The organism is Pantoea sp. paga, assembly GCF_007558755.1.
GTDB classification, from domain to species: domain Bacteria; phylum Pseudomonadota; class Gammaproteobacteria; order Enterobacterales; family Enterobacteriaceae; genus Pantoea; species Pantoea agglomerans.
Map to the genome: position 1 here is coordinate 362,774 of NZ_VLTF01000003.1, position 19,627 is coordinate 382,400.

A 19,627-nucleotide genomic window follows, 5' to 3' on the forward strand; every position below is an offset into this window, starting at 1 on the left:
TGCTTCCTGATGATTTAACTGCCCTGCTGTCTCAGTTTAGTAACGACTTCCCCATCCCTGTAAGAGCAATGCTGATGCTATTGCACCATTTTAAATGGCAGGTGGCATATTGTATTACCGATATAAGTGTCCGCTTTATGCTAAAAGCAGACACTTTAATTTAAATAGGAATAGGTCAGCGTCAATCCTTATTAATCAGGTAACGACTGAGCCGGTTACTTCACCACCGGGTTCTTTTTAAGTGAAAGCATGTGCATAAACTCTTCATCCAGGTGCAGGTGTTGCCGGACAAGTTCAGGTGGTGTACTGGCGAGCCACTGGTTAAGCGAAATATCGGCATAGTAATCACTTTTAAAAAGCTCAAGAAAACGCAGTGGTCCCTTACCGGTGTTTTCGATGTAGTGTCCCATAGCAAAAGGAACATATCCCACATCGCCGGCGCGGTAGTCAAAAGTCCTTGCCTGACCGGATGATGCAAAGACCCCCATCCGTCCCTCTCCTTCAAGGTAATACTGCCATTCATCATTGTTAGGATGCCAGTGCAGCTCGCGCAGTCCGCCTGGCTCAATTTCCACCAGTGCGGCGGCAATCGTTTTTGAAACCGGAAAATTAGACGAATCCGTGATCCTGACGGTTCCTCCCGGCGCGCGTACCGGATCCTGAGCCAGCATTTTGTGGGTAAAGCGGATTTTCGACTTCACCGCACCTTTTATACTGTCTGATTCCAGGCTGCCCGGAACGTTGCCGGCGAAAATGTACTCATTATCAGGTGAGGGCAGGTAAGAAAATGAAGATACCGGAACCTTGAAGTTTTTGGCGAGAATTTCCGGGGGAATATGCCTGAACCAGTCTGACAGCAGAAAAGTGCTGTCCTCATCAAAATTTCCGTCGTCAAAAGCCAGTAAAAATTCACAGCCGTCGGAACCGAGTCCCTGAATCGAATGGGGAATACCGGGCGGAAAATACCATAGGTCACCTGCAGCGATATCATCAACAAACCATCCTCCGCTGGCGTCAAAAGCGGTAATCCGCGCGTTGCCATAAGTCATGTAAGCCCACTCCCCCTCTTTATGCCAGTGCAGTTCGCGGATACCTCCGGCATTGAGGCGCATGTCCACGCCCGCAATCGTCGTAGATATGCCCAGCTCCCGCTGCGTCACCTGACGCGTCCAGCCGCCGCTTCCCTTGCGTACGTGCGCATCACTGAAAGAAAAGCGAAGGTTTGGCAGCGTTCCGCTGTCGGTAACGGGCGGATTTACGATGTCCGGACTTTCTGCCTCACGAATAGGATCATGTGGTCCGGGCTCCCGTCCTCCGCTCCCTGCCGGAAACGTCTTTACGCCGTTGTCATGTGCCATGGCCTGACCCGCCGCAAGCGCGACCGTTCCTCCTGCCGCAAAAGCCATAAAATGTCTTCTTGTCAGTGTTTTCATATTCATCCCTCTTAAGAATTTTTATATAAACGGTATTATTTTTGTTACCGCTATAACGTTATAAACGGGCTGAGTGCGGAGGGAAAAACAACTTTGTAACACTGTGGAAAGAGTGCAACTTTCACGCAAATAGTAAAGACATGTGAATGTATTAAGAAAGATTAATGTTGTTTAATCAGCGTATAGTTATAAAGGGATTATCCTGTGCATAAGCGCACTAATCGTCAATTAATGTGGGCCTTTTTGATTTTCATTTACCCGGTGATCGGTAACTGCTGATAAGAATTTTTACGAATTGAGAGGCTTAACGAGGCCTGAGCCTTGATACGTGAGCTTTCACGCACGTACTCAGATAGACGAGGCGCATGTGCAGGGCCGCTCTGTTACACCTGATTTAGCCCGAAGCATAAAGTCCCCTTCTCGCTCAAATGAGACAACCATAATCACATCTCCTAACCCAATGGAGATTGAACATGACAACATCCCCCCTGGAACAGGGGCCGCATTATCGGCCAGAAACGGCCTCTTCAGATCTCTCATATCTGGGGGATTCGTATCCGTCTTGAGCGGGAAGGAAAAGTCCGCGATTTGGCTCTGTTTAACATGGCTCTGGACAGTAAACTTCGGGGCTGTGATCTGATTAAGTTGAAAGTTTCTGATGTGGCCTATGGACACACTGTTTCGGGCAGAGCGACTGTGATGCAGCAAAAAACGGTCAGCCCTGTCCAGTTTGAACTGACGAAGGGAACCAGAGAGGTTGTAGCCGCATGGATCAAAATGGCTCATCTACGCAGTAGCGACTATCTTTTTCAGTCCCGTATTAGTTCATCAAGACACATTTCAACCAGACAATATAATCGTATTTTTCATGGATGGATTAAGAAGCTGGGTCTTGATGAAACGCTCTACAGTACGCATTCCATGCGCAGAACCAAGCCATATCTGATCTATAAAAAAACGAAAAATCTTCGTCTGATCCAGTTACTTTTGGGTCACAAAAAACTCGAAAGCACAGTAAGTTACCCAGGCATCGAAGTAGATGATGCCCTGGAGATATCAGAGTCGATTGAAGTCTAACTTGTCAGGGCTGCAACAGCAGCGCTGTGCCAAAAGCGCACAAAATTTATTGGGAGATTATGGACGCTGGTTCAGCCAGTGCATTGAGATGAACATCACACTGGGGGCCAAAGCATTTTATCTGCTGGCAGTCAGGCTTACCGCTGAGGCAATTGTGATAAACGTGCATGTTATGCAGTCTGACATTAAAGACGGTGTCCATATGGATACCGTAATCGGCATTGTCATGCACCTCCAGATCGCTCATATAAACGTTGATCAGGTGCGAACCACGAATGCCGTGCCCGCGTGGGCTGGCATAATAACCTCCGCTGTTTTTTCCGGTCTGGATTAGACGAACATCTGCGACGCGGCGAAGGTAGATATTGTGAAAATAGTCCTTCTCAGTGTTGCCATTGTTATGCAACTTCAGATCCGTCGCCGTGACATGACTGGCGCCTTTGATATGGATCCCATCGCTGCTGTTCTCCACCTCAACGTTCTGAAGAGTAATATCATTACAGCCGGTTTTTTCACCGGCGGTCGGGTCTCCGCTGCAGTTAAAAAAGAGACCAATCTGATTATTCCTCAAATCCTGACTGTCAGACCGTTGGTCAATGGTGCCGACCAGTTTCACATCCTTTATCGTGACGTGGCTGGCGGCAGTGGTATAGAGAAGCGGCGCATTAATGGTGCTCCTCACCGCAGGACTCCAGGTGATAACCGTACCCGAACCCGCGCCTTGAAGTGCCACATTGCTGCTCAGCAACAGGCTGCTGTCCTGAAACCAGGTACCTTTACCGAGCAGTACCGTGCCGCCACCGGCGACCTGCTTAATGCATTCAGACAGTTTTTGTGAAGATGAACACGCCACCGTGCCAGCAGCAACTGCAGCGGGGAGGTAACATACCAGCATGAAACCAGCGATAAAACTGACATTGCGGAAAAGAGCTTTCAAAGTAATTTTGCTCACAGTTAACTTAAGAACAGAGGGAGAGGCTAACACTGACAGAAATCATCTCAGAAGGAGCCGGATCCCCAGATACCCCATTACCAGCCCACTCGCTTTATCCAGCCGGGATTTGTATTTCATATAGGTGAGACGTGGCTTTTCAGCCGATAACAGCCATGCCACCAGGCCATACCAGGCTGCATCAATGAACAACGCCATACCGGGCAACAAAAGGTAAAGATAAGGCGAGATATGCTGACTGAGCAGCGCAGCAAAAATACTGCCAAATACAATTGCTGTATTCGGATTACTGAGCTGAGTCGCCATACCGGTAAGAAACGCGTGGCCCGGACGGTGTGCGTTTTCGCCTCCCAGGCTCAGATCCAGGCTGTTGCCCGTTCTGAAAAGCATGCCACAGCCAAGCCAGAGAAGGTAAAGCCCACCGGCGGTTTTAAGCGCGGCATAGAGCCAGGGAACCAGCTCCAGCAGAGAGTGCAGCCCGGCCAGCGCAATGACTGAGAGAATCATGCATCCCACGCCCATGCCTGCGGCGGCGGACAGCGCACTGAGGCGAGATGAGACGACGGCAGTACGTACTATCATGATGAAGCTTGGCCCGGGACTCATGGCGCCTACCAGGATAGCGCCGGCTATCGTCAGAAGGGCGGCTGGCGATTCAGTCATAGTGTTACCTGCACTGTTAGTTTCAGAATTGCCTCTTTTGAGCAGGATAATCTGCGCAAAAGACGATCATTGATGGCTCTGGTTGTAACGCCCGGCCAGTTTGTCCAGGAATGTGAACAGAGCCTGGTTCATCTCCCGGTAATCATGTGCACGCAGTTGTGCAGGCGTATGGACAAAGCGGTATTCACCCGCCCGGCCCAGATCCTTTTCGGAGTGGGCAATAAGCAGTTCGACTACTTCCGGTGTCAGCTCCATGTGACACTGGAAACCGAACACCAGATCGCTGTAGGCGACAATCTGACGCGGGCAGCCTTCACTGTAGGCTATGACCGTGGCATCGGGCGTCAGCCCAGGCATATCGTTATGCCAGTGACCGACCTCAAGCGTGTGTCCGAAATGTGAAAACAGCTCATGCTGTTGCCCTGCCTGCGTCAGAGAGACAGGAAACTTGCCGATCTCTTTTTCCGGGCTGTGTGCAAAAGAAGCACCGAGCGCCTCACCAATGAGCTGGGAACCCAGGCAGATGCCAATAACGGCTTTACCTGCGCGCGCAGCGGATGCGATGACCGCCTGCTCAGCCTTTGCATCAAAATGCGGGCACTCTTCAGGGGTGGTTGCCGGGTCCTGTGGACCGCCCATAACAATCAAAAAATCGATGTCATCCACGCTGGACGGTAGAGCCTCACCTTCATAAACTCGTGAATAGGTGACGTGATTATCTTTGCCTCTGGCCCAGGTCTCATAAGCGCCGGGAGCCTCAAAACTTTCATGGATGATGAAATGCACGTGCATTTAAAGATGCTCCTGTAATGCTTATGTTAACCTTAATTTTCAAGTTTCACCCTGCCGGGATGTTATGAATCGGGTGAGTCCAACTAAGATAACTGCAGGAACTAAATTTGAAATGCCAGGTAGCATAGATAAAGCGCCAAGACATGATGAATCGACGGGATGGTCTAGCACCGCCATCAGCTATCAACGCGGAGAGACCGATCCTCCTCATCATCATATTGAAGGACAGCTGTTATTTGCTACCAGGGGCGTTATGTTGGTTGAAACAGAGGGCAATCGTTGGGTGATACCCCCTCAGCGGGCATTGTGGCTACCGCCTCTGCAGATTCACAGCTACAACCTGCTATCCCACACCGACTTACGGGCTATTTATTTCAGTAGCAGTCTTATCGAAGAATGCCTGAATTTTACGAAGAGTCGCCAGGTGCATGTGATTACAGCCACCGCACTGGTGAAAGAGCTGATAGCCGGGCTTTTCAATGCCGACTACACTGGACCGAGCCAGCGTAAAATGGCGCTGTTAATTTTAGAAATTCTCAGTGAGGCAACGCCTTTGACCGCGGAGCTACCTATGCCTCATGATGAGCGCTTAAACAGGGCAACCAAAGAGTTACTGGTCAGTCACCGCTGGGAAGCGTCTCTAAGCGATCTGGCCCATATTGCCAATATGTCTGAACGCACCTTTTCGCGAATGTTTATTAAGGATACGGGCTTCAGCTTCAGAACCTGGAAGCAAAGAGCAAGAATTTGTGCGTCATTAGATCTCCTCGCCAATGGCATCTCAATTAAGCAGGTCTCCTACCAACTGGGTTTCTCATGTCCGGCTGCATTTACCGCTGCATTTCGTTCCATTCTGGAATTAACACCACGCAATTTTCTTCTTTAGCACACGGCCAATGTCCGCTTTTCGCTCATAGCGGACTTTGTCCCGCAAGCATGTCTGATTTGTGCCAGAAGCGGACATTTTTGAGTGACTCAACAACTTCCTGGTGCCTGACAGACGCTGGAGAACAGGCTGCGGAAAGTTATCCGGACATGCTATACGTACGCTGGAATCAGTATCGCAGTGGCCTGAAGTCTTAAGGATTGACGCTGCCGGATACTGCGAGCCGTATATCCTTTCCGGAAGTGATCAGGTTTACATTCCCAGCCCAAAAGCAGCCCGTAAATCACTTACTCAACTCTGATAAACCATGACATAAGTGCTACTAAGTTAGTAAATGCTTTTTTAGTGCTGCGGGAGAGAATAGGTTAGTTGTTCATTCACTTTATGAAGAGAAATTAATATGCCGGTTTTACATACAAATTATGGTGATATTGATTATCAGGATATTGGCACGGGTGACACGACTCTGTTCCTCATGCCTGGCTGGTGCCAACCAAAAACCGTTTTTAAAGATTTCTCTGAGCTGGCCGCCGTTTTTTTCCGCGTTGTCACTATAGACTGGCGTGGTCATGGAAAATCATCGACCAACGGTCAGGATTTTGACGGTGAGGCGTTATTATCAGATGCTTTAACACTCATTAAACATCTTGGCTTAACCCGGATAGTGCCTGTTTCCGTTGCTCATGCCAGTTGGGTATCTATTGATTTGGTGGAAAGTTTAAGAAATCGCATACCTGCAGTCATATTTCTTGATTGGATCATGAATCAGCCGGAGCCTGGATTTTTCGACTCGGTCAGAGACATGCAGAATGAAGACAGCTGGCAAGATGCACGGGATGCCCTTTACGAATATTGGCTGGCAGAAAGCGACTCTCCAGTCATGATCCATCATCTAAAAACTGAGATGGCTGAATCTAGCTATCAGCTTTGGCGACTTGCTGGTCAGGTCATTGCTGATGCATATCATAAATATGGTTCGCCACTCCTGCGTCTCGAACAACTCAGAAATCCCCCTAAGGCTTCTCACATCTACTCCCTGGACAGAAGCGACAAGTACCTGGCTTTACAACAACGTTTCTCAAGAAAACATGATTTCTTTGAAGTGAAACGGTTAGAGACGGCCAGAACTCATCTGGCCGTGCTTGAAAGGCCGGCGGATGTGCTGGTGGAGATCCTGAAATTGCTTTGAACGTTTTGTAGTTTTTTATCAAGTTGCAGTAAAGAAGCTATCAGGTTACTTATCAAGCAACTGACTAACACTCTACGCTCATAGCAAACCCTGCATCTACGTTCGGCTGCTTCGTGCCAGGAGCGGACGTTACTGCGGTACAATTACGCTAATTTTTAGCATCAGTATGTCGCAGGTATTTCACGGCCAAGAATATAAGATTGCAGAGTCAGCCCTGCTGAAAGAATGTGTTTGACGGTATATTCGCGCGCACCGGCTGGGTCGTTCTGCTGACAGGCGCTTAAAATATGCTCATGCTCTACCTGAAATTTAAGGGTATCCGACACTAAACGAAGTTGAAAAATCTCATATCTTTCAATTTGTTGTTGCAACTCATTTATCATCTTCAGCAGACGCTGATTTTTACACTTTCGGTACAGCAATTCATGAAACTCCCGATTATATAAACCTTGCTGTACGGGGTCCGATGTACTCTCCAGAAGTTTATGGACAAGCTCTGCTCGTTTAATCGTTTCAGAGTCGATGTACTGCATACTTTGAAAAATAGCCTCACCTTCCATCAAAGCCCGGAGCTGGTAAATTTCATCCACATCGGTGACAGAAAGTGTTTTTACTACCGCTCCACGGTTTCTGTAAACCTCAACTAAACCTTCCCGCTGAAGCTGCTGTATAGCCTCCCTCAACGGAATACGGCTGACAGAAAACCGGCTGGCAAGGTCTCTTTCAACCAGTCGATCTCCATCCTGCAATGAACCGTTGTTAATTAAACGTCTAAGCTCCTGGGCAAGCATGTCAGCGGTTGATAGAGAAACTATGCTCATTGAGTCTACTTTTTATAAATAAATGGTATACCATTATTCCATAAACTCACCTTTTATGACAACCTTGTAGGCAGATGCCCTTATCATTCATTACGAATCAAGAAAAGTGGCCGATGCTTCGCAATTTTGAATGTATAGCTTCATCATTTAGAGAGGTTCGGCAAATTAATGGAACATGTTTATACGTCACATATCTCGTGGACAGGGAATTTGGGCACGGGCACATCAGGCTATAAGTCATATGCGCGGACATGGGATATCGCCATAACCGGAAAGGAAACCATTCATTGCTCAAATGACCCACTGCTGGGCGGCGACCCTGGTAAAATGAACCCTGAAGATCTCCTGATATCCTCTCTTTCGGCCTGTCATATGCTGTGGTATCTGCATCTCGCCTCAGATGCTGGCATCACTGTGCTGGATTATGAAGACTCACCGGTAGCCAAAGGTGAGGTTTTAAAAGGGGGTGCAGGTCGCTTTATTTCAGCCATACTCAGGCCAAAAATTACGGTTCAGGCCGGTATAAATCTCGATGCTGCAACGGCTATTCACCATGAAATTCATAAAGTCTGTTTTATTGCAAGATCAGTTAATTTTCCTGTTTTTTATGAACCTGAATTTGTCATCAGTCATTTACCTTCCAGTTGAACACGATTCCTTAGTGATGCTTATGCCTGCTCAATAAGAGGGAATCAGCAACACTGAGAGGCATGTAGCTGAATCAACGTAATTAGCGAGGCAAAGACTAATAGTTTTTGTGCCAGCCTGATGTCCGCTCTTCGCTCTTAGCGGACATCTGACTGTTACCAGCCCCTTTTTTTCAGGAGCGGACGTTCATGATTTTGAGATAAGCATAAAAGTGCATACGATTTCAGAAAGCATTAACTGCGTGGTACCGATTACAGAGACAGGCCGTACTCACCAATAAAATCGACAAAGCAGCGTATTCTCGGTGAGAGATACCGGCTGGCTGGCCAGAGTGCCGAGAAAACTCCCTGCCTGGTACAGCTACCTGGTAATACCTCTTTCAGTTGCCCCGTGTTCAAAGATTCGCGAACGACAAAACCGGGCACATAGCAAATCCCCATACCTGACAGGCTCAGGCGAACAGAAGCCTCTATATTATTTACGGTCAGAACAGAGGCTGTCCTCAAGTCAGCACCCGGGCACATACCGCGCAGTTCCCAGGGCTGGAGCAGCCCCGTTGAGGGAAAACGAAAAGAAATGCACCTGTGCATCGTTAAATCCGCTGGCGAGCCGGGTACGCCATACTCATTCAAATAGGCAGGGCTGGCGCAGAGCACAAAACGAAAATCTCCAACCTTTTTAGATTTCAGTCGGGAGTCCGTTAGTTCACCGCTTCGTATGGCCACATCAAATCCTTCATCAATGATGTTTACCAGCCGGTCGCTGAAATCGAGATCGAGTTCTACATGAGGATAACGGCGGGAAAAGTCCGGCAGAAGAGGAAGGATCAACCTGTAGCCAATGACAGGAAGTGAAACCCTGAGCTTCCCGGCAGGCTGCGCTAAGCTGCTCGTCAGTTCTGACTCCGCCTCCTGTAATTGCTCAAGGATATGCTGGCATCGGATTAATAAAGCAGCCCCTTCCGCTGTCAGACTCACGTTTCTGGTGCTGCGATTTAAGAGACGTACGCCCAGTTTATGCTCAAGTCTGGCGACATTCTTCCCGACTGCTGAGGCAGAAATCCCAAGTAACCTTGCGGCCTGTACAAAACTCAGCGTCTCCGCTGTCCGGACAAACGAAGTAAGAGAGGTCAGACTGTCCATTGATTATAAACTTAATGTCCGTTAAGAAGAGATTTTCAGTGTATTTATTCACTCTGATGTCTGCAATAACATTGCTGAAGTTTGTTAACCCATCCGCTTTTTGGAAACATAAGGTCACCCAATGGCAACTTCAGCCAGAACACCCAGTCCATATGCCAGGAATATGGCAGCCTTTTCTGTCTATCTGGCGGCTGTATTGCTGCCGTTAAGCTTTACCGGTGGTGTAATCTCCACGCCGGCAATACAACAGGCTCTTGGCGGCTCGCCTGCCGCGCTGTCGTGGCTGACGAATGGATTTATGCTGACTTTCGGCAGTTTTTTGTTGTCAGCCGGTGTTGCTGCGGATGTTACTGGCAGAAAACGCATTTTTACCGCAGGCTCAGCCCTGTTTTGCCTGAGCAGCGTTATGATCTGCCTGACACAGGATATCTTTATGGCTGGGTTGTTCAGGTCACTGCAGGGTCTTGCGGCGGCCTTGATATTGGCCAGCGGCAGCGCTGCACTGGCCCGTCTCTATGAAGGTACGGACAGGACACGGGCCTTCAGCATACTTGGCACTATGTTTGGCGTGGGCCTGGCGTTCGGCCCTGTGTTGATGGGTTTCATTACGGATGCTTTGGGCTGGAGATGGTTGTATGCCATGTTAGCTCTGCTTTAAGGCATTGTAATTTTGACCGGTGCTGCGTTTCTGCCAGCATCAGAGGAGAGCGGACATCAGAAACCAGACGGCACAGGATTAATCATGTTTACTGCAGCCCTGATGTTATTTACATCAGCGGTGATGCTTATACCTGCCTTTGGGTTTTTATCGTTTCCCACACTCGCCCTTTTCATTTCCGCCATGCTGCTTTTCAGCGGGTTTGTAGTGCGTTGCCTGGGGGTTGAAAATCCTGTTCTGGATATCTCTCTGCTGCTGCGCCCGCGCTTTGCCGGCGTTCTGCTACTGCCGATAGCAACATGCTATTGCTATGTTGTGCTGCTGATTATTATTCCGCTGCATTTTATGGGCGGTGACGGGATGAGTGAGTCCCGGAGCGCTTTTTATCTTATGGCGCTGACGTCTCCAATGCTGGTTTTCCCGTCCATTGCCGCACTGCTGACACGGTGGTTTTCTCCAGGAACCGTTTCAGCTGCGGGACTTATTATTGCATCAGTCGGGCTGCTTTTCCTCGGATACGCACTACCGGGTAACAGCAGTAATTTTCTTGTGCTTTCACTGATTATGACGGGTACCGGCGCTGCGCTTCCATGGGGACTGATGGATGGTCTGGCACTTTCAGCTGTATCTGTGGAGAAAGCGGGCATGGCCGCAGGCCTCTTTAATACCGTTCGCGTTGCCGGTGAAGGGATCGCTCTGGCGATGGCGTCAGCATTTTTAACAGAAATGAATGATTTGAATCTGAAAAACACCGTTCACGGGTATGCGCCAGAGGTCATTCACCAGGCTGCTGCATGGCTGGGTGGCGGCAGTATTGAGCAGGCCGCTGCGATGTTACCCGGTATTTCACGATTATTGCTTAAGGACAGTTATGACACTGCGTATACGTTTCTTTTTAGAGTTCTGGCTGCTGTCACGCTGATTTGCGCGCTAATGGTCTGGATCACGCTGGGTCGGCAGAGGCAAGGCTGTGCTGCAGGCAATTCGCTGACCAGAGATGAGTGAAAAATCCTGATCGAATAAGGTCGTAAGCGTTCATTTCATCACGTCCGCTTTTCGATCATAACGGGTATTATCCGATGTCAGACCGCTCTATTCCAGGAGCGGCCCCTCACAAAGCTGATTCTTTTCACGGGACGAACTCAGTCAAAATCAAGGTTAAACCCGTTGTGATCAAGAGGCCGTACTTTGCTCAGCGGATTATGGAGAATAATGCAGTGTGTCTTATAAAATATTCCCTCAAATGGGTATTATGAGGCGCTGCACTGCGGGGTCTTTAAAAAAGATATTCTCTGTGGTTATTGGTAAAAATGCTTTCTGGAATTCTTTAGTTTAAATTTTGAGACATATTGATGCCGGTAATATGAAAGCCATTCTTCTGATACAGTGCTTTGGCTGAGGCATTATTCGGAGCTACCCTAAGTCCGACTTCATCGATGTTTATTATTTTTAGCAATCTTTTCATTTCGCATAAGGCCAGACCACCGAATCCACGGCCGCGCCAGTCAGGATAAATGTAGAAATCACTTATCCAGGCTGATGACCCGGTGATCGACAGCCAGAGGATGCCAATAACGTCCTCTGATTCATCAGGCTGTTGGATACACCATAGCTGATTAGCCGGGGTCACAACTCCCTTTGTTAACACTGTATCAATAGATTCTATGGCTTTGATTCGTGCTTTTTCGGAGAGATATCCCCGATTGTTTTGCAGATCCTGCGAATATTCATGGATGAAAAGAGAACGATAATTTTTGAATTCTTCTTCATTCATATTCCTGAGAGTAATCACACTATCTTCCTGATGAGGTAGTTATGTGTTGAAGATATCACCTGGAAACTGTTTTTCAAGCTTCTCTGTTAAGGAATATTTTCTCTGCACGTATGAATCACCACTGAGAATGGTGATATTCCAGAATAGTGAGTAAAACGGCACTTACTGATTATTGCTAAGCTCCGCTTTTTGCCGTAGCGCCTGTTAACCAGCTTCAGAAGTTAACCAGCCCCTTTGCCATCACACTCAGTCAGCAGGCCCGGAACGCTGCGCGGTCCGGGGATCTTACGCTGTGTGATTGAGGTGTCCTGACATCTTAAAATGTCTCTGAAATTATATGCTTTGCGTTCCTTCAGCTGATGACGAGACTCTGACCCGGAATGCAATAACCAGCGCGGCAGTAAGCATGATACAGGCTGCAGTAATGAACACCCCCGTCACCCCGTTGAGGCCATATATCAGACCACCTATTGCTGCACCCGCGGCAATGGAGGATTGCACGGCGGCGACCACCATACCCCCTGCGCTCTCGGCCTCATCGGGAAGAGTCCGGGCGACCCAACCTGACCACGCCACCGGTATGCCACCAAATGCCAGCCCCCACAGCATGACCAGCGCTGTAAGCCCGGCGATTGATAACGGCAGAGTGATCATACCCAGTGCCGCTGCTCCCACCAGAGCAGGCATAACAATCAGCGTAAAACGCAGGCTGCGTTCCATCAGCCACCCTGCGGACAGTGTCCCGATAAAGTTAGCAACGCCAAACACCAGAAGTATTAATGCTAGCCCTTTTGCGTCTATGTGTGCGAGTCCTTCCAGCGCAGGCCGTATATAGGTAAACAGCGCATACTGGCCGGTGTGTGCAAGCACGCACCCCAGCATGCCCACAGTCACGCCCGGCCTCTGAAGCAGAGAAAATACGGATGCCGTCCTGGTCCTGACTACCGGCGGCATTCCGGGCAGCGTCAGCCACTGAAAAATGAAAGAGATTGCGCCAACCGCAGCAGCGGCAATAAACGCGCTACGCCAGCCAGACAATTCGCCCAGATAACTTCCCAGCGGTACAGCAACAACAGTACCTACCGCGATTCCACTAAAAATGATCGACAGCGCCCGCGGTACCAGCCTCTCCGGCACTAGCCTCATCGCTACCGCCGCTGCCATACTCCAGAATCCACCCAACGCGATACCCAGCAGGATGCGCATTGCCAGCAGCATGACAATACCTGAAGAGAGCGCCACGAGCAGATTTGAGAAGATCATAAGGGCAGTAAAGCTCAACAACACGACGCGCCGGTCCAGCGCACGCGTTAATCGCGGTAACAGTAAACCGGCAAATAACGCAATCACCGCCGTCACTGTTACGGCCTGTCCTGCAAGAGACTCTGACACCCCCAAATCCCGTGCAATAGGCGTTAATAAGCTGGCAGGCAGGTACTCTGCGGTGAGCAGGCCAAAAACACCCATGGTTAACGAAAAAACCGCAAGCCAGGCTGGCTGGATTTTCTCATCTCTTTGCACTCTTTCTTTGTGAACCCTGATAGAAGTTTCATCCGTCATTTCTAAGTCTCCTGGAAAGTCGTTTCAGGAGAAGAAGTCTATTCAGGCGGAGCTGGATGATCTATGCTCTGAACCCCTCACTTTTTTACCCAAAACCCGAATATGCCTATGACTTCATCCTTCGCTCTGTCATCAGAACTCATCAGCGAGCTACTTTCCGGCCTGCGGCTATACGGCGTGCGATATCAGCGTATCCAGACGGGAGATACGTTTGGCCTGAACTTCGCAAGCAGGCCTGGTCATGCTTATCTGCACTACGTCGCTGTGGGGGCGATGGTGCTTCATAGTGCAAACGGCGAAGTTCTTACGCTTTCAGCCGGAGAGGCTGTATTTCTTCCCCACGGCGAACGGCATCAGCTTTTGTCGGCAACAGCCGCCGACGTGCTGGATATCGACAATATTGAAACGGCACCACTGGATGAAAAAGTGAGTGGGATTGATACCTGCCCGAGTACCCAGGAAACGCCAGGCGCTGTGCTGTTTTTTGGTTGCATGAAAATTGATCTGGGAAGCATGCAGCGGCTGGCGGATGTGCTGCCTGAAATTATGCATGCCGATGCAAAGGGGATTCAGTGGCCGGGACTCATGCATATCCTTGATGCGATGAAGCGTGAGATATGCTCCGGACGCGTGGGCTATGCAGGTATTCTCGCCAGGCTTGCCGATGTGGCTGGAGCGATGTTTATCAGAGGATGGGTAGAAGATGGTTGCGGCAATAGCCCTGGTCTGGCTGCAGCACTGCGCGATCCGCGTCTGGCTCAGGCCATCCTGGCGATTCACCGTGAACCGGGCCGGGACTGGAGCGTGGCAGAACTCGCTGCCGAATCGCATATATCCCGATCCGCATTCGCCGAAAGGTTTCAGACCACCATCGGCGTCCCACCGCTACGGTATGTAACGGAAGTAAAGATGCATCTCGCTGTTCGCTGGCTGTCGTCAGAAAATATTACCGTCGACACCGCATCGCAACGGTTAGGATATTCCTCTCAGGCTGCTTTCAGCCGGGCTTTTAAGCGTGTAACGGGCAAGTCTCCAGGCGCGGTTCGTTTGCTTAGCTAATGGGATTTATCCCAGGCTTAGTGCATCAAATTATTTAAGCTCATTTACTCAGAATTACGGCTTCAGCACACGCTGCGTGAAAAAATCGACCAGTGCACGGATCTTTGGTGAGACGTGTTTACTGGCAGGCCACAGGATGTGAAAAGTACCCTGCCACTCAATAAATTCATTGAGTATTGGCACAAGAGTGCCATTTGCAACCAAATCACGGACAGCAAAGTCCGGCAGGCTGGCAATTCCCAACCCTCGCAGGGCAAAGCAGACGCGCGTTTCTATGTTATTGCACACCATCGTGACGGGAAGATTCAGATTATCGGCATCGCGCAATGGCCATTTCTCAAGCTTCCCGGTGTGTGAGAATCGGTAGTGCAGGCAGCGGTGTTCCATCAGGTCGGCAGGATGCTGAGGCGTTCCTTTTTCTGCAAGGTAAGAGGGAGAGGCAACCAGCATCGTACTGAAATAGCCCAGCCGTCTGGCCGACAGGCGTGAATCGGCAGGTTCACCGGTGCGGATAACAGCATCAAATCCCTCTTCGATGACATCCACCAGATTGTCCGTAAAATCCAGGTCAAGACGAATTTCCGGGTATTGACGCATGAAGTCGCCCAGCACCGGTAACATTAGCGAACTCACCAGCGGCAGACTGATACGCAGACGACCGGAAGGTTTTTCTCTGGACTGCGAAAGCTCCATCTGAGCCGCTTCAATTTCGGCAAGAATACGCCGGCAACGTTCAAGAAATAACGTTCCTTCCGCGGTCAGGGTAATGCTGCGCGTGCTTCGGTGAAACAGCCGGACACCCAGTTTTTCCTCAAGACGGGCAACATTTTTCCCTACTGCCGAGGGCGAAAGCCCTAACAGGCGCCCGGCACTGACAAAACTGCGTGTTTCTGCAACCTGCACAAATACGGTGAATCCACTCAAACTATCCATATTGCGTCCCATTAGAGAAATTTATTCCGCAGTAAAAGGAACCTCACCCTGGTTTTTCTTTAATTCGTGCCTGGCTAAGGTTACCACTCTTACAACTATTCACGGAAATAGCCGATGCACACTCTTTCAACACCTGCGAAAGTCTCCTCTGCGCTGGAAAAGGTCATTGATGATGCGATTAATCATCAGCAACTGACAGGAGCCGTGGTGCTGGTTGCCCTGCACGGAGAAGTCATACACTGCATTGCAGCAGGTATGGCTGATCGCGAGAATGACCGGCCGATGTCTGTCGACACCCTTTTCCGCCTCGCCTCTGTGAGTAAACCCATTGTCTCCAGTGCTGCGATGGTTCTGGTGGCTCAGGGTAAGCTGGGGCTGGATACCAACATCCGCCAGTGGCTGCCAGATTTTTCACCCAAACTCGCCGACGGAACCGCGCCTGTTATTACCGTACGTCAGCTGCTGAGCCATACTGCCGGACTCGGCTACCGTTTTTTTGAGCGTGACGAGGATGGGACTTATGCACGTGCAGGCGTTTCAGATGGAATGGATAATTCTGCCGTAAGCCTGGCGGAGAATCTGCACCGTATCAGCCAGGTTCCTCTGCTTTATTCGCCGGGAACCGCCTGGGGTTACTCGCTGGCTACCGACGTGCTCGGCGCAGTGGTTGCCAGCGCATCTGGTACAACGCTCAGCGTCGCCGTTCGTGAGCTGGTTACTGACCCGCTGGCTATGTTCGATACCAGTTTTGTCGCCAGGGATGCTACACGCGTCGCCACCGCTTACGTCACCGATTCGCCCTCACCACATCGACTACAGGAAGGGGAAATTATACCGGTCTTTCCTGAAACCAGCGGGATAGTCTTTAGCCCGGCACGTATCTTTAACCCGCACGCTTTTCCTTCAGCGGGCGCTGGTATGGTGGGAAGCGCAGGTGATTTTCTACGCCTCCTTGAAGCGCTGCGTGACGGCAACGAAAAGCTGTTGCCACACGCAATGGTGGCTGAAATGGAGCGGGATCAGAATGCAGGGATGGCGCTGCCGGACATGCCGGGCGTGGGCTTTGGGCTGGGATTTTCAGTGCTTCGTGACCCGGCCCAGGCTGCTTCACCAGAGTCAACCGGCACCTGGCGATGGGGCGGGGCTTACGGTCACTCCTGGTTTGTTGACAGGCCGCGCGGCCTGAGCGTGGTCGCTTTTACCAACACGCTTTATGAAGGGATGTCGGGTAAGTTTGTAAACGATCTGCGCGACGCGGTATATGCCCAATGAGAATCCAGACGATGGCGAATCCCGCCAGTAACCGGTTACCGTTATCACCTCTGCTCGCGCTGGCGCTGGCCGGATTTATTACCATTCTGACCGAAGCGTTACCGGCCGGAATGTTAACGCAGATTGGCTACAGTCTTGCGATTTCAGATGCGCTCGTCGGCCAGCTGGTCACCGTCTATGCGCTGGGCTCGCTGCTGGCCGCCATTCCGGTCACCCTCTGCACGCAACATTTGCGGCGGCGTCCCCTGCTGCTGTTTGCCATCGCAGGCTTTGCTCTGGCCAACACCGTGACCGCCTTTTCTACCAGTTATGGATTAACACTGATAGCACGTTTAACGGGCGGCGTGTCAGCAGGGCTGCTGTGGGCGCTGATTGCCGGTTATGCCGCGCGCATGGTTCAGGATTCGCTTAAGGGGCGGGCTATCGCAATCGCGATGGTTGGCACACCGCTGGCTCTGTCACTGGGAATCCCCCTGGGAAGCTGGCTGAGTGAAGTTATCGGCTGGCGTAACTGCTTTTATATCATCAGCGCTATGACTGCAGGCCTTATCGGTTGGGTCATTATTAGTGTACCTGACTTTCCTGGTCAGACCTCCGTAAAGCGGGTGTCTCTGGGACAGACGCTGAGGCTGCCCGGTATTCGGCCGGTCCTCGCCGCCACACTGATATTCGTACTCGCACACAATACCCTTTACACCTATATAGTGCCGCTATTACAGGCAGTAAACATGGCTGACCGCGTTACTAGGGTATTACTGGTATTTGGTGTCACTTCGCTAATCGGGATCTGGGCTACAGGCACCATGATTGACCGCTGGCTGGGCGAATTGACCCTGGCTTCTACCCTGCTATTTGCCCTAGCGATGCTGGTCATGGCACTGGGCAACCCCTTAATGACCTATCTCGCCTGTGGCATATGGGGGCTGGCATTTGGCGGAGCAGCGACACTTTTTCAGACCGCACTAGCAAAGACCGCGGGTGCCGCAGCCGACGTGGCGCAATCAGTTCTGGTCACAGCCTGGAACCTGGCGATTGCCGGTGGCGGACTCGCAGGCGCCGCCCTGCTTAAGGGAGCAGGTATCGCATGGTTCCCGCCGGTCTTATTGATTTTGTTGGTGCTGACGGGGCTGATTGTCTGGTCAGCACGACACTCAGGCTTTTCATCACGCCCTCCTGACTAAACAGCCAGTATCGCTTCTCTGTCCAGCCTGATCCTTAAGCGCGGGCAGCAAGAAAGATGAGTGTAGTATCTGAACGAGAGCGAGAGTCAGCAACCGTGCTGTTGAAGAGTAAGCTAGAAGTGAATCGGTGGCAGCGCTTTTTTTTATCCAAACGATTAGGTACTACTTGCTTATTTCAACCTGATCAATGGTTTGATAAACAACGACAAAAAATAATAAAACCTGATACCAGGCAGATTCATTCAGGGCAAACACATTAAAGACATGAATAGTGTGTCTTCAGATATTCTTCACTCAAAGCAGGCAAATTTAGTGAAAACGTAAGAACTGATACCACAGTAATAAAGACTGCCGGTGAAAAGGAGGGTATGTTTCGTCATGGCTGTAGTTAAATCCATGTAATTAGCTGTCTTTCCAATCCAGGGATCGATCGCCGCAAGGTACTTTACTATACCACTCGCTGAGAAGTGGTGGACGCCAGGCCCTTATAGATTAGTGCATACTTCTTCAAAATTAAGGATCAAAAAATGAAACGTAGAATTATGCTGCTGGATGTCCTTCCTGGTGAGTTATCAATAAAAGAAATAGCAGGTTACATTTCTCCGGAGATCGAGCTTATCGTCAACCTGCCGCAAAACGGTTGTCACGCATACCAGGCGCAGCGGCATTTTGAAAGCGTGAGTATTAACATTCACGATGAAGAACAGATTCTGGCGATTGCACGGCAATTTGGGGGATTCGATGCGATTAAACTCAGGAAAAACGTACCCCTGAGGAAAGAGTTACTATGCGCACTAACCGCTGATGACCTTGCTACACGGTTAAAAGTTATTGGTCAGGCAGGAGTCGGCCTGAATCATATTGATACCGGCGCGGCTGAAGAACTTGGAATCGATGTTTTTAATACACCTGGAGCAAACGCAACAGCTGTTGCTGAGTTTACCTTGCTGCAGATGCTTGCCCTGCTGCGCCAGACTAACTGGCATCAGGATCAGATGCGAAGAGGCCACTGGAGTAAGTCAGCACGGCCTCCTGCGCGCTCGTTAGGTGATATCTCTGTTGGGCTGGCAGGCAGTGGTGCTATATCCAGGGCGCTGGTTGCACTGCTGAAACCTTTTCAATGCCCGGTTACCGTTCTGGGTAGTTCCCGCTTCACGGATAAAGATGCGGATGAGCTTGGCGTCATGAGGGCTGTTGACCTGCTTGCTTTGCTCAGCGGGAATGACATGATATCTCTTCACCTGCCTTTGAACTCTGATACGCATTATATGCTCAACGCATCGGTCCTTCCCTGTATCAGAAAAGGGGCGTATTTACTCAACATGTCCCGAGGCGGACTGATTGATGAGACGGCCCTTGCAGCTTTTATGCAGCAGCATCCAGGATGGATTTCAGGTGTCGCCCTGGATACCTTCGAAGCCGAGCGCGAGCCCTTTTATTCTCCATTACAGGAATCAGAATATGCGCTTCTCACTCCCCATATCGCGGGCACAACGGAAACTGCCCTACTGACTTCTGCTCTCAGAGTTCAGCAGGGCATTCTGTCCAGACTGGCTGCGGGTGCAGAAAAATAGTTAAACAGGCTTA

The 19,627-nt window shown here is 50.2% G+C and carries 17 protein-coding genes and 1 pseudogene; 9 read left to right on the forward strand and 9 right to left on the reverse strand.

Annotated elements, in window-relative coordinates:
* Positions 1–215: 215 nt before the first annotated feature.
* Positions 216–1,433, reverse strand: coding sequence for a cupin domain-containing protein (locus FOV68_RS11565; RefSeq protein ID WP_143990896.1), 1,218 nt, complete (start codon positions 1,431–1,433; stop codon positions 216–218).
* Between the two features lie 504 nt (positions 1,434–1,937).
* Here FOV68_RS11565 and FOV68_RS11570 point away from each other — a divergent pair.
* Positions 1,938–2,510 carry a tyrosine-type recombinase/integrase gene (locus tag FOV68_RS11570; RefSeq protein WP_143990897.1) on the forward strand — a complete coding sequence of 191 codons (573 nt, stop codon included), beginning with the start codon at positions 1,938–1,940 and terminating at the stop codon, positions 2,508–2,510.
* A gap of 46 nt (positions 2,511–2,556) precedes the next feature.
* On the opposite strand, the gene FOV68_RS11575 is transcribed toward FOV68_RS11570, so the two are convergent.
* The 3 genes from FOV68_RS11575 to FOV68_RS11585 form a co-directional block, all read right to left on the reverse strand.
* Complete coding sequence (locus tag FOV68_RS11575) at positions 2,557–3,495, reverse strand: right-handed parallel beta-helix repeat-containing protein (protein ID WP_143789603.1); 939 nt, start codon at positions 3,493–3,495, stop codon at positions 2,557–2,559.
* Between the two features lie 9 nt (positions 3,496–3,504).
* Positions 3,505–4,125, reverse strand: coding sequence for a LysE family translocator (locus tag FOV68_RS11580; protein WP_143789604.1), 621 nt, complete (start codon positions 4,123–4,125; stop codon positions 3,505–3,507).
* A 66-nt stretch (positions 4,126–4,191) separates the two neighbouring features.
* On the reverse strand, positions 4,192–4,917 hold the full coding sequence (locus tag FOV68_RS11585) for a type 1 glutamine amidotransferase (RefSeq protein ID WP_143789605.1): 726 nt from the start codon (positions 4,915–4,917) through the stop codon (positions 4,192–4,194).
* A gap of 112 nt (positions 4,918–5,029) precedes the next feature.
* On the opposite strand from FOV68_RS11585, the gene FOV68_RS11590 reads away from it, so the two are divergent.
* Both FOV68_RS11590 and FOV68_RS11595 read left to right on the forward strand, forming a co-directional pair.
* On the forward strand, positions 5,030–5,803 hold the full coding sequence (locus FOV68_RS11590) for a helix-turn-helix transcriptional regulator (RefSeq protein ID WP_143789699.1): 774 nt from the start codon (positions 5,030–5,032) through the stop codon (positions 5,801–5,803).
* Positions 5,804–6,203: 400 nt separating this feature from the next.
* Positions 6,204–6,992: an alpha/beta hydrolase gene (locus FOV68_RS11595; RefSeq protein WP_109651830.1), complete on the forward strand. Its 789-nt coding sequence runs from the start codon at positions 6,204–6,206 to the stop codon at positions 6,990–6,992.
* A gap of 161 nt (positions 6,993–7,153) precedes the next feature.
* On the opposite strand, the gene FOV68_RS11600 is transcribed toward FOV68_RS11595, so the two are convergent.
* Entirely contained in the window at positions 7,154–7,813 is a 660-nt protein-coding gene (locus tag FOV68_RS11600; protein ID WP_143990898.1) for a GntR family transcriptional regulator, read from the reverse strand.
* A gap of 168 nt (positions 7,814–7,981) precedes the next feature.
* Between FOV68_RS11600 and FOV68_RS11605 the strand changes: the two genes are divergently transcribed.
* Positions 7,982–8,461, forward strand: a complete 480-nt coding sequence (locus tag FOV68_RS11605; protein WP_143990899.1) for an OsmC family protein — start codon at positions 7,982–7,984, stop codon at positions 8,459–8,461.
* 251 nt (positions 8,462–8,712) lie between these two features.
* Here FOV68_RS11605 and FOV68_RS11610 read toward each other — a convergent pair whose 3' ends face one another.
* Positions 8,713–9,603, reverse strand: a complete 891-nt coding sequence (locus FOV68_RS11610; RefSeq protein ID WP_143990900.1) for a LysR family transcriptional regulator — start codon at positions 9,601–9,603, stop codon at positions 8,713–8,715.
* Positions 9,604–9,724: 121 nt separating this feature from the next.
* Between FOV68_RS11610 and FOV68_RS11615 the strand changes: the two are divergent.
* Positions 9,725–11,266, forward strand: a pseudogene (locus tag FOV68_RS11615) (MFS transporter).
* Positions 11,267–11,588: 322 nt separating this feature from the next.
* Here the strand turns inward: FOV68_RS11615 and FOV68_RS11620 are convergent.
* Positions 11,589–12,035, reverse strand: a complete 447-nt coding sequence (locus FOV68_RS11620) for a GNAT family N-acetyltransferase (protein WP_370513286.1) — start codon at positions 12,033–12,035, stop codon at positions 11,589–11,591.
* Positions 12,036–12,368: 333 nt separating this feature from the next.
* Positions 12,369–13,595 (reverse strand): MFS transporter, encoded by a 1,227-nt coding sequence (locus FOV68_RS11625; protein WP_143990902.1) that lies wholly within the window; start codon positions 13,593–13,595, stop codon positions 12,369–12,371.
* A gap of 108 nt (positions 13,596–13,703) precedes the next feature.
* On the opposite strand from FOV68_RS11625, the gene FOV68_RS11630 reads away from it, so the two are divergent.
* Entirely contained in the window at positions 13,704–14,654 is a 951-nt protein-coding gene (locus tag FOV68_RS11630) for an AraC family transcriptional regulator (RefSeq protein WP_143990903.1), read from the forward strand.
* Between the two features lie 54 nt (positions 14,655–14,708).
* Here the strand turns inward: FOV68_RS11630 and FOV68_RS11635 are convergent, their stop codons facing one another.
* The gene (locus tag FOV68_RS11635; RefSeq protein WP_039389015.1) at positions 14,709–15,587 is read right to left on the reverse strand and encodes a LysR family transcriptional regulator; all 879 of its coding nucleotides are present in this window, start codon (positions 15,585–15,587) and stop codon (positions 14,709–14,711) included.
* Between the two features lie 114 nt (positions 15,588–15,701).
* On the opposite strand from FOV68_RS11635, the gene FOV68_RS11640 reads away from it, so the two are divergent.
* From FOV68_RS11640 to FOV68_RS11650, 3 genes are all read left to right on the forward strand, one after another.
* On the forward strand, positions 15,702–16,859 hold the full coding sequence (locus tag FOV68_RS11640; RefSeq protein WP_143990904.1) for a serine hydrolase: 1,158 nt from the start codon (positions 15,702–15,704) through the stop codon (positions 16,857–16,859).
* A complete protein-coding gene (locus FOV68_RS11645; protein WP_255473672.1) occupies positions 16,856–18,040 on the forward strand; it encodes an MFS transporter in 1,185 nt (394 codons plus the stop codon). Before FOV68_RS11640 ends, FOV68_RS11645 begins: the two co-directional genes overlap by 4 nt.
* 527 nt (positions 18,041–18,567) lie before the next feature.
* Positions 18,568–19,614 carry a D-isomer specific 2-hydroxyacid dehydrogenase family protein gene (locus FOV68_RS11650; protein WP_143990905.1) on the forward strand — a complete coding sequence of 349 codons (1,047 nt, stop codon included), beginning with the start codon at positions 18,568–18,570 and terminating at the stop codon, positions 19,612–19,614.
* The last annotated feature ends 13 nt before the right edge of the window (positions 19,615–19,627 follow it).

Coding starts and splice junctions, on each gene's coding strand:
- FOV68_RS11565 (WP_143990896.1), bottom strand. CDS start 1,433: ATGAAAACACTGACAAGAAGACATTTTATGGCTTTTGCGGCAGGAGGA.
- FOV68_RS11580 (WP_143789604.1), bottom strand. CDS start 4,125: ATGACTGAATCGCCAGCCGCCCTTCTGACGATAGCCGGCGCTATCCTG.
- FOV68_RS11585 (WP_143789605.1), bottom strand. CDS start 4,917: ATGCACGTGCATTTCATCATCCATGAAAGTTTTGAGGCTCCCGGCGCT.
- FOV68_RS11590 (WP_143789699.1), top strand. CDS start 5,030: ATGCCAGGTAGCATAGATAAAGCGCCAAGACATGATGAATCGACGGGA.
- FOV68_RS11595 (WP_109651830.1), top strand. CDS start 6,204: ATGCCGGTTTTACATACAAATTATGGTGATATTGATTATCAGGATATT.
- FOV68_RS11600 (WP_143990898.1), bottom strand. CDS start 7,813: ATGAGCATAGTTTCTCTATCAACCGCTGACATGCTTGCCCAGGAGCTT.
- FOV68_RS11605 (WP_143990899.1), top strand. CDS start 7,982: ATGGAACATGTTTATACGTCACATATCTCGTGGACAGGGAATTTGGGC.
- FOV68_RS11610 (WP_143990900.1), bottom strand. CDS start 9,603: ATGGACAGTCTGACCTCTCTTACTTCGTTTGTCCGGACAGCGGAGACG.
- FOV68_RS11620 (WP_370513286.1), bottom strand. CDS start 12,035: ATGAATGAAGAAGAATTCAAAAATTATCGTTCTCTTTTCATCCATGAA.
- FOV68_RS11625 (WP_143990902.1), bottom strand. CDS start 13,595: ATGACGGATGAAACTTCTATCAGGGTTCACAAAGAAAGAGTGCAAAGA.
- FOV68_RS11630 (WP_143990903.1), top strand. CDS start 13,704: ATGACTTCATCCTTCGCTCTGTCATCAGAACTCATCAGCGAGCTACTT.
- FOV68_RS11635 (WP_039389015.1), bottom strand. CDS start 15,587: ATGGATAGTTTGAGTGGATTCACCGTATTTGTGCAGGTTGCAGAAACA.
- FOV68_RS11640 (WP_143990904.1), top strand. CDS start 15,702: ATGCACACTCTTTCAACACCTGCGAAAGTCTCCTCTGCGCTGGAAAAG.
- FOV68_RS11645 (WP_255473672.1), top strand. CDS start 16,856: ATGAGAATCCAGACGATGGCGAATCCCGCCAGTAACCGGTTACCGTTA.
- FOV68_RS11650 (WP_143990905.1), top strand. CDS start 18,568: ATGAAACGTAGAATTATGCTGCTGGATGTCCTTCCTGGTGAGTTATCA.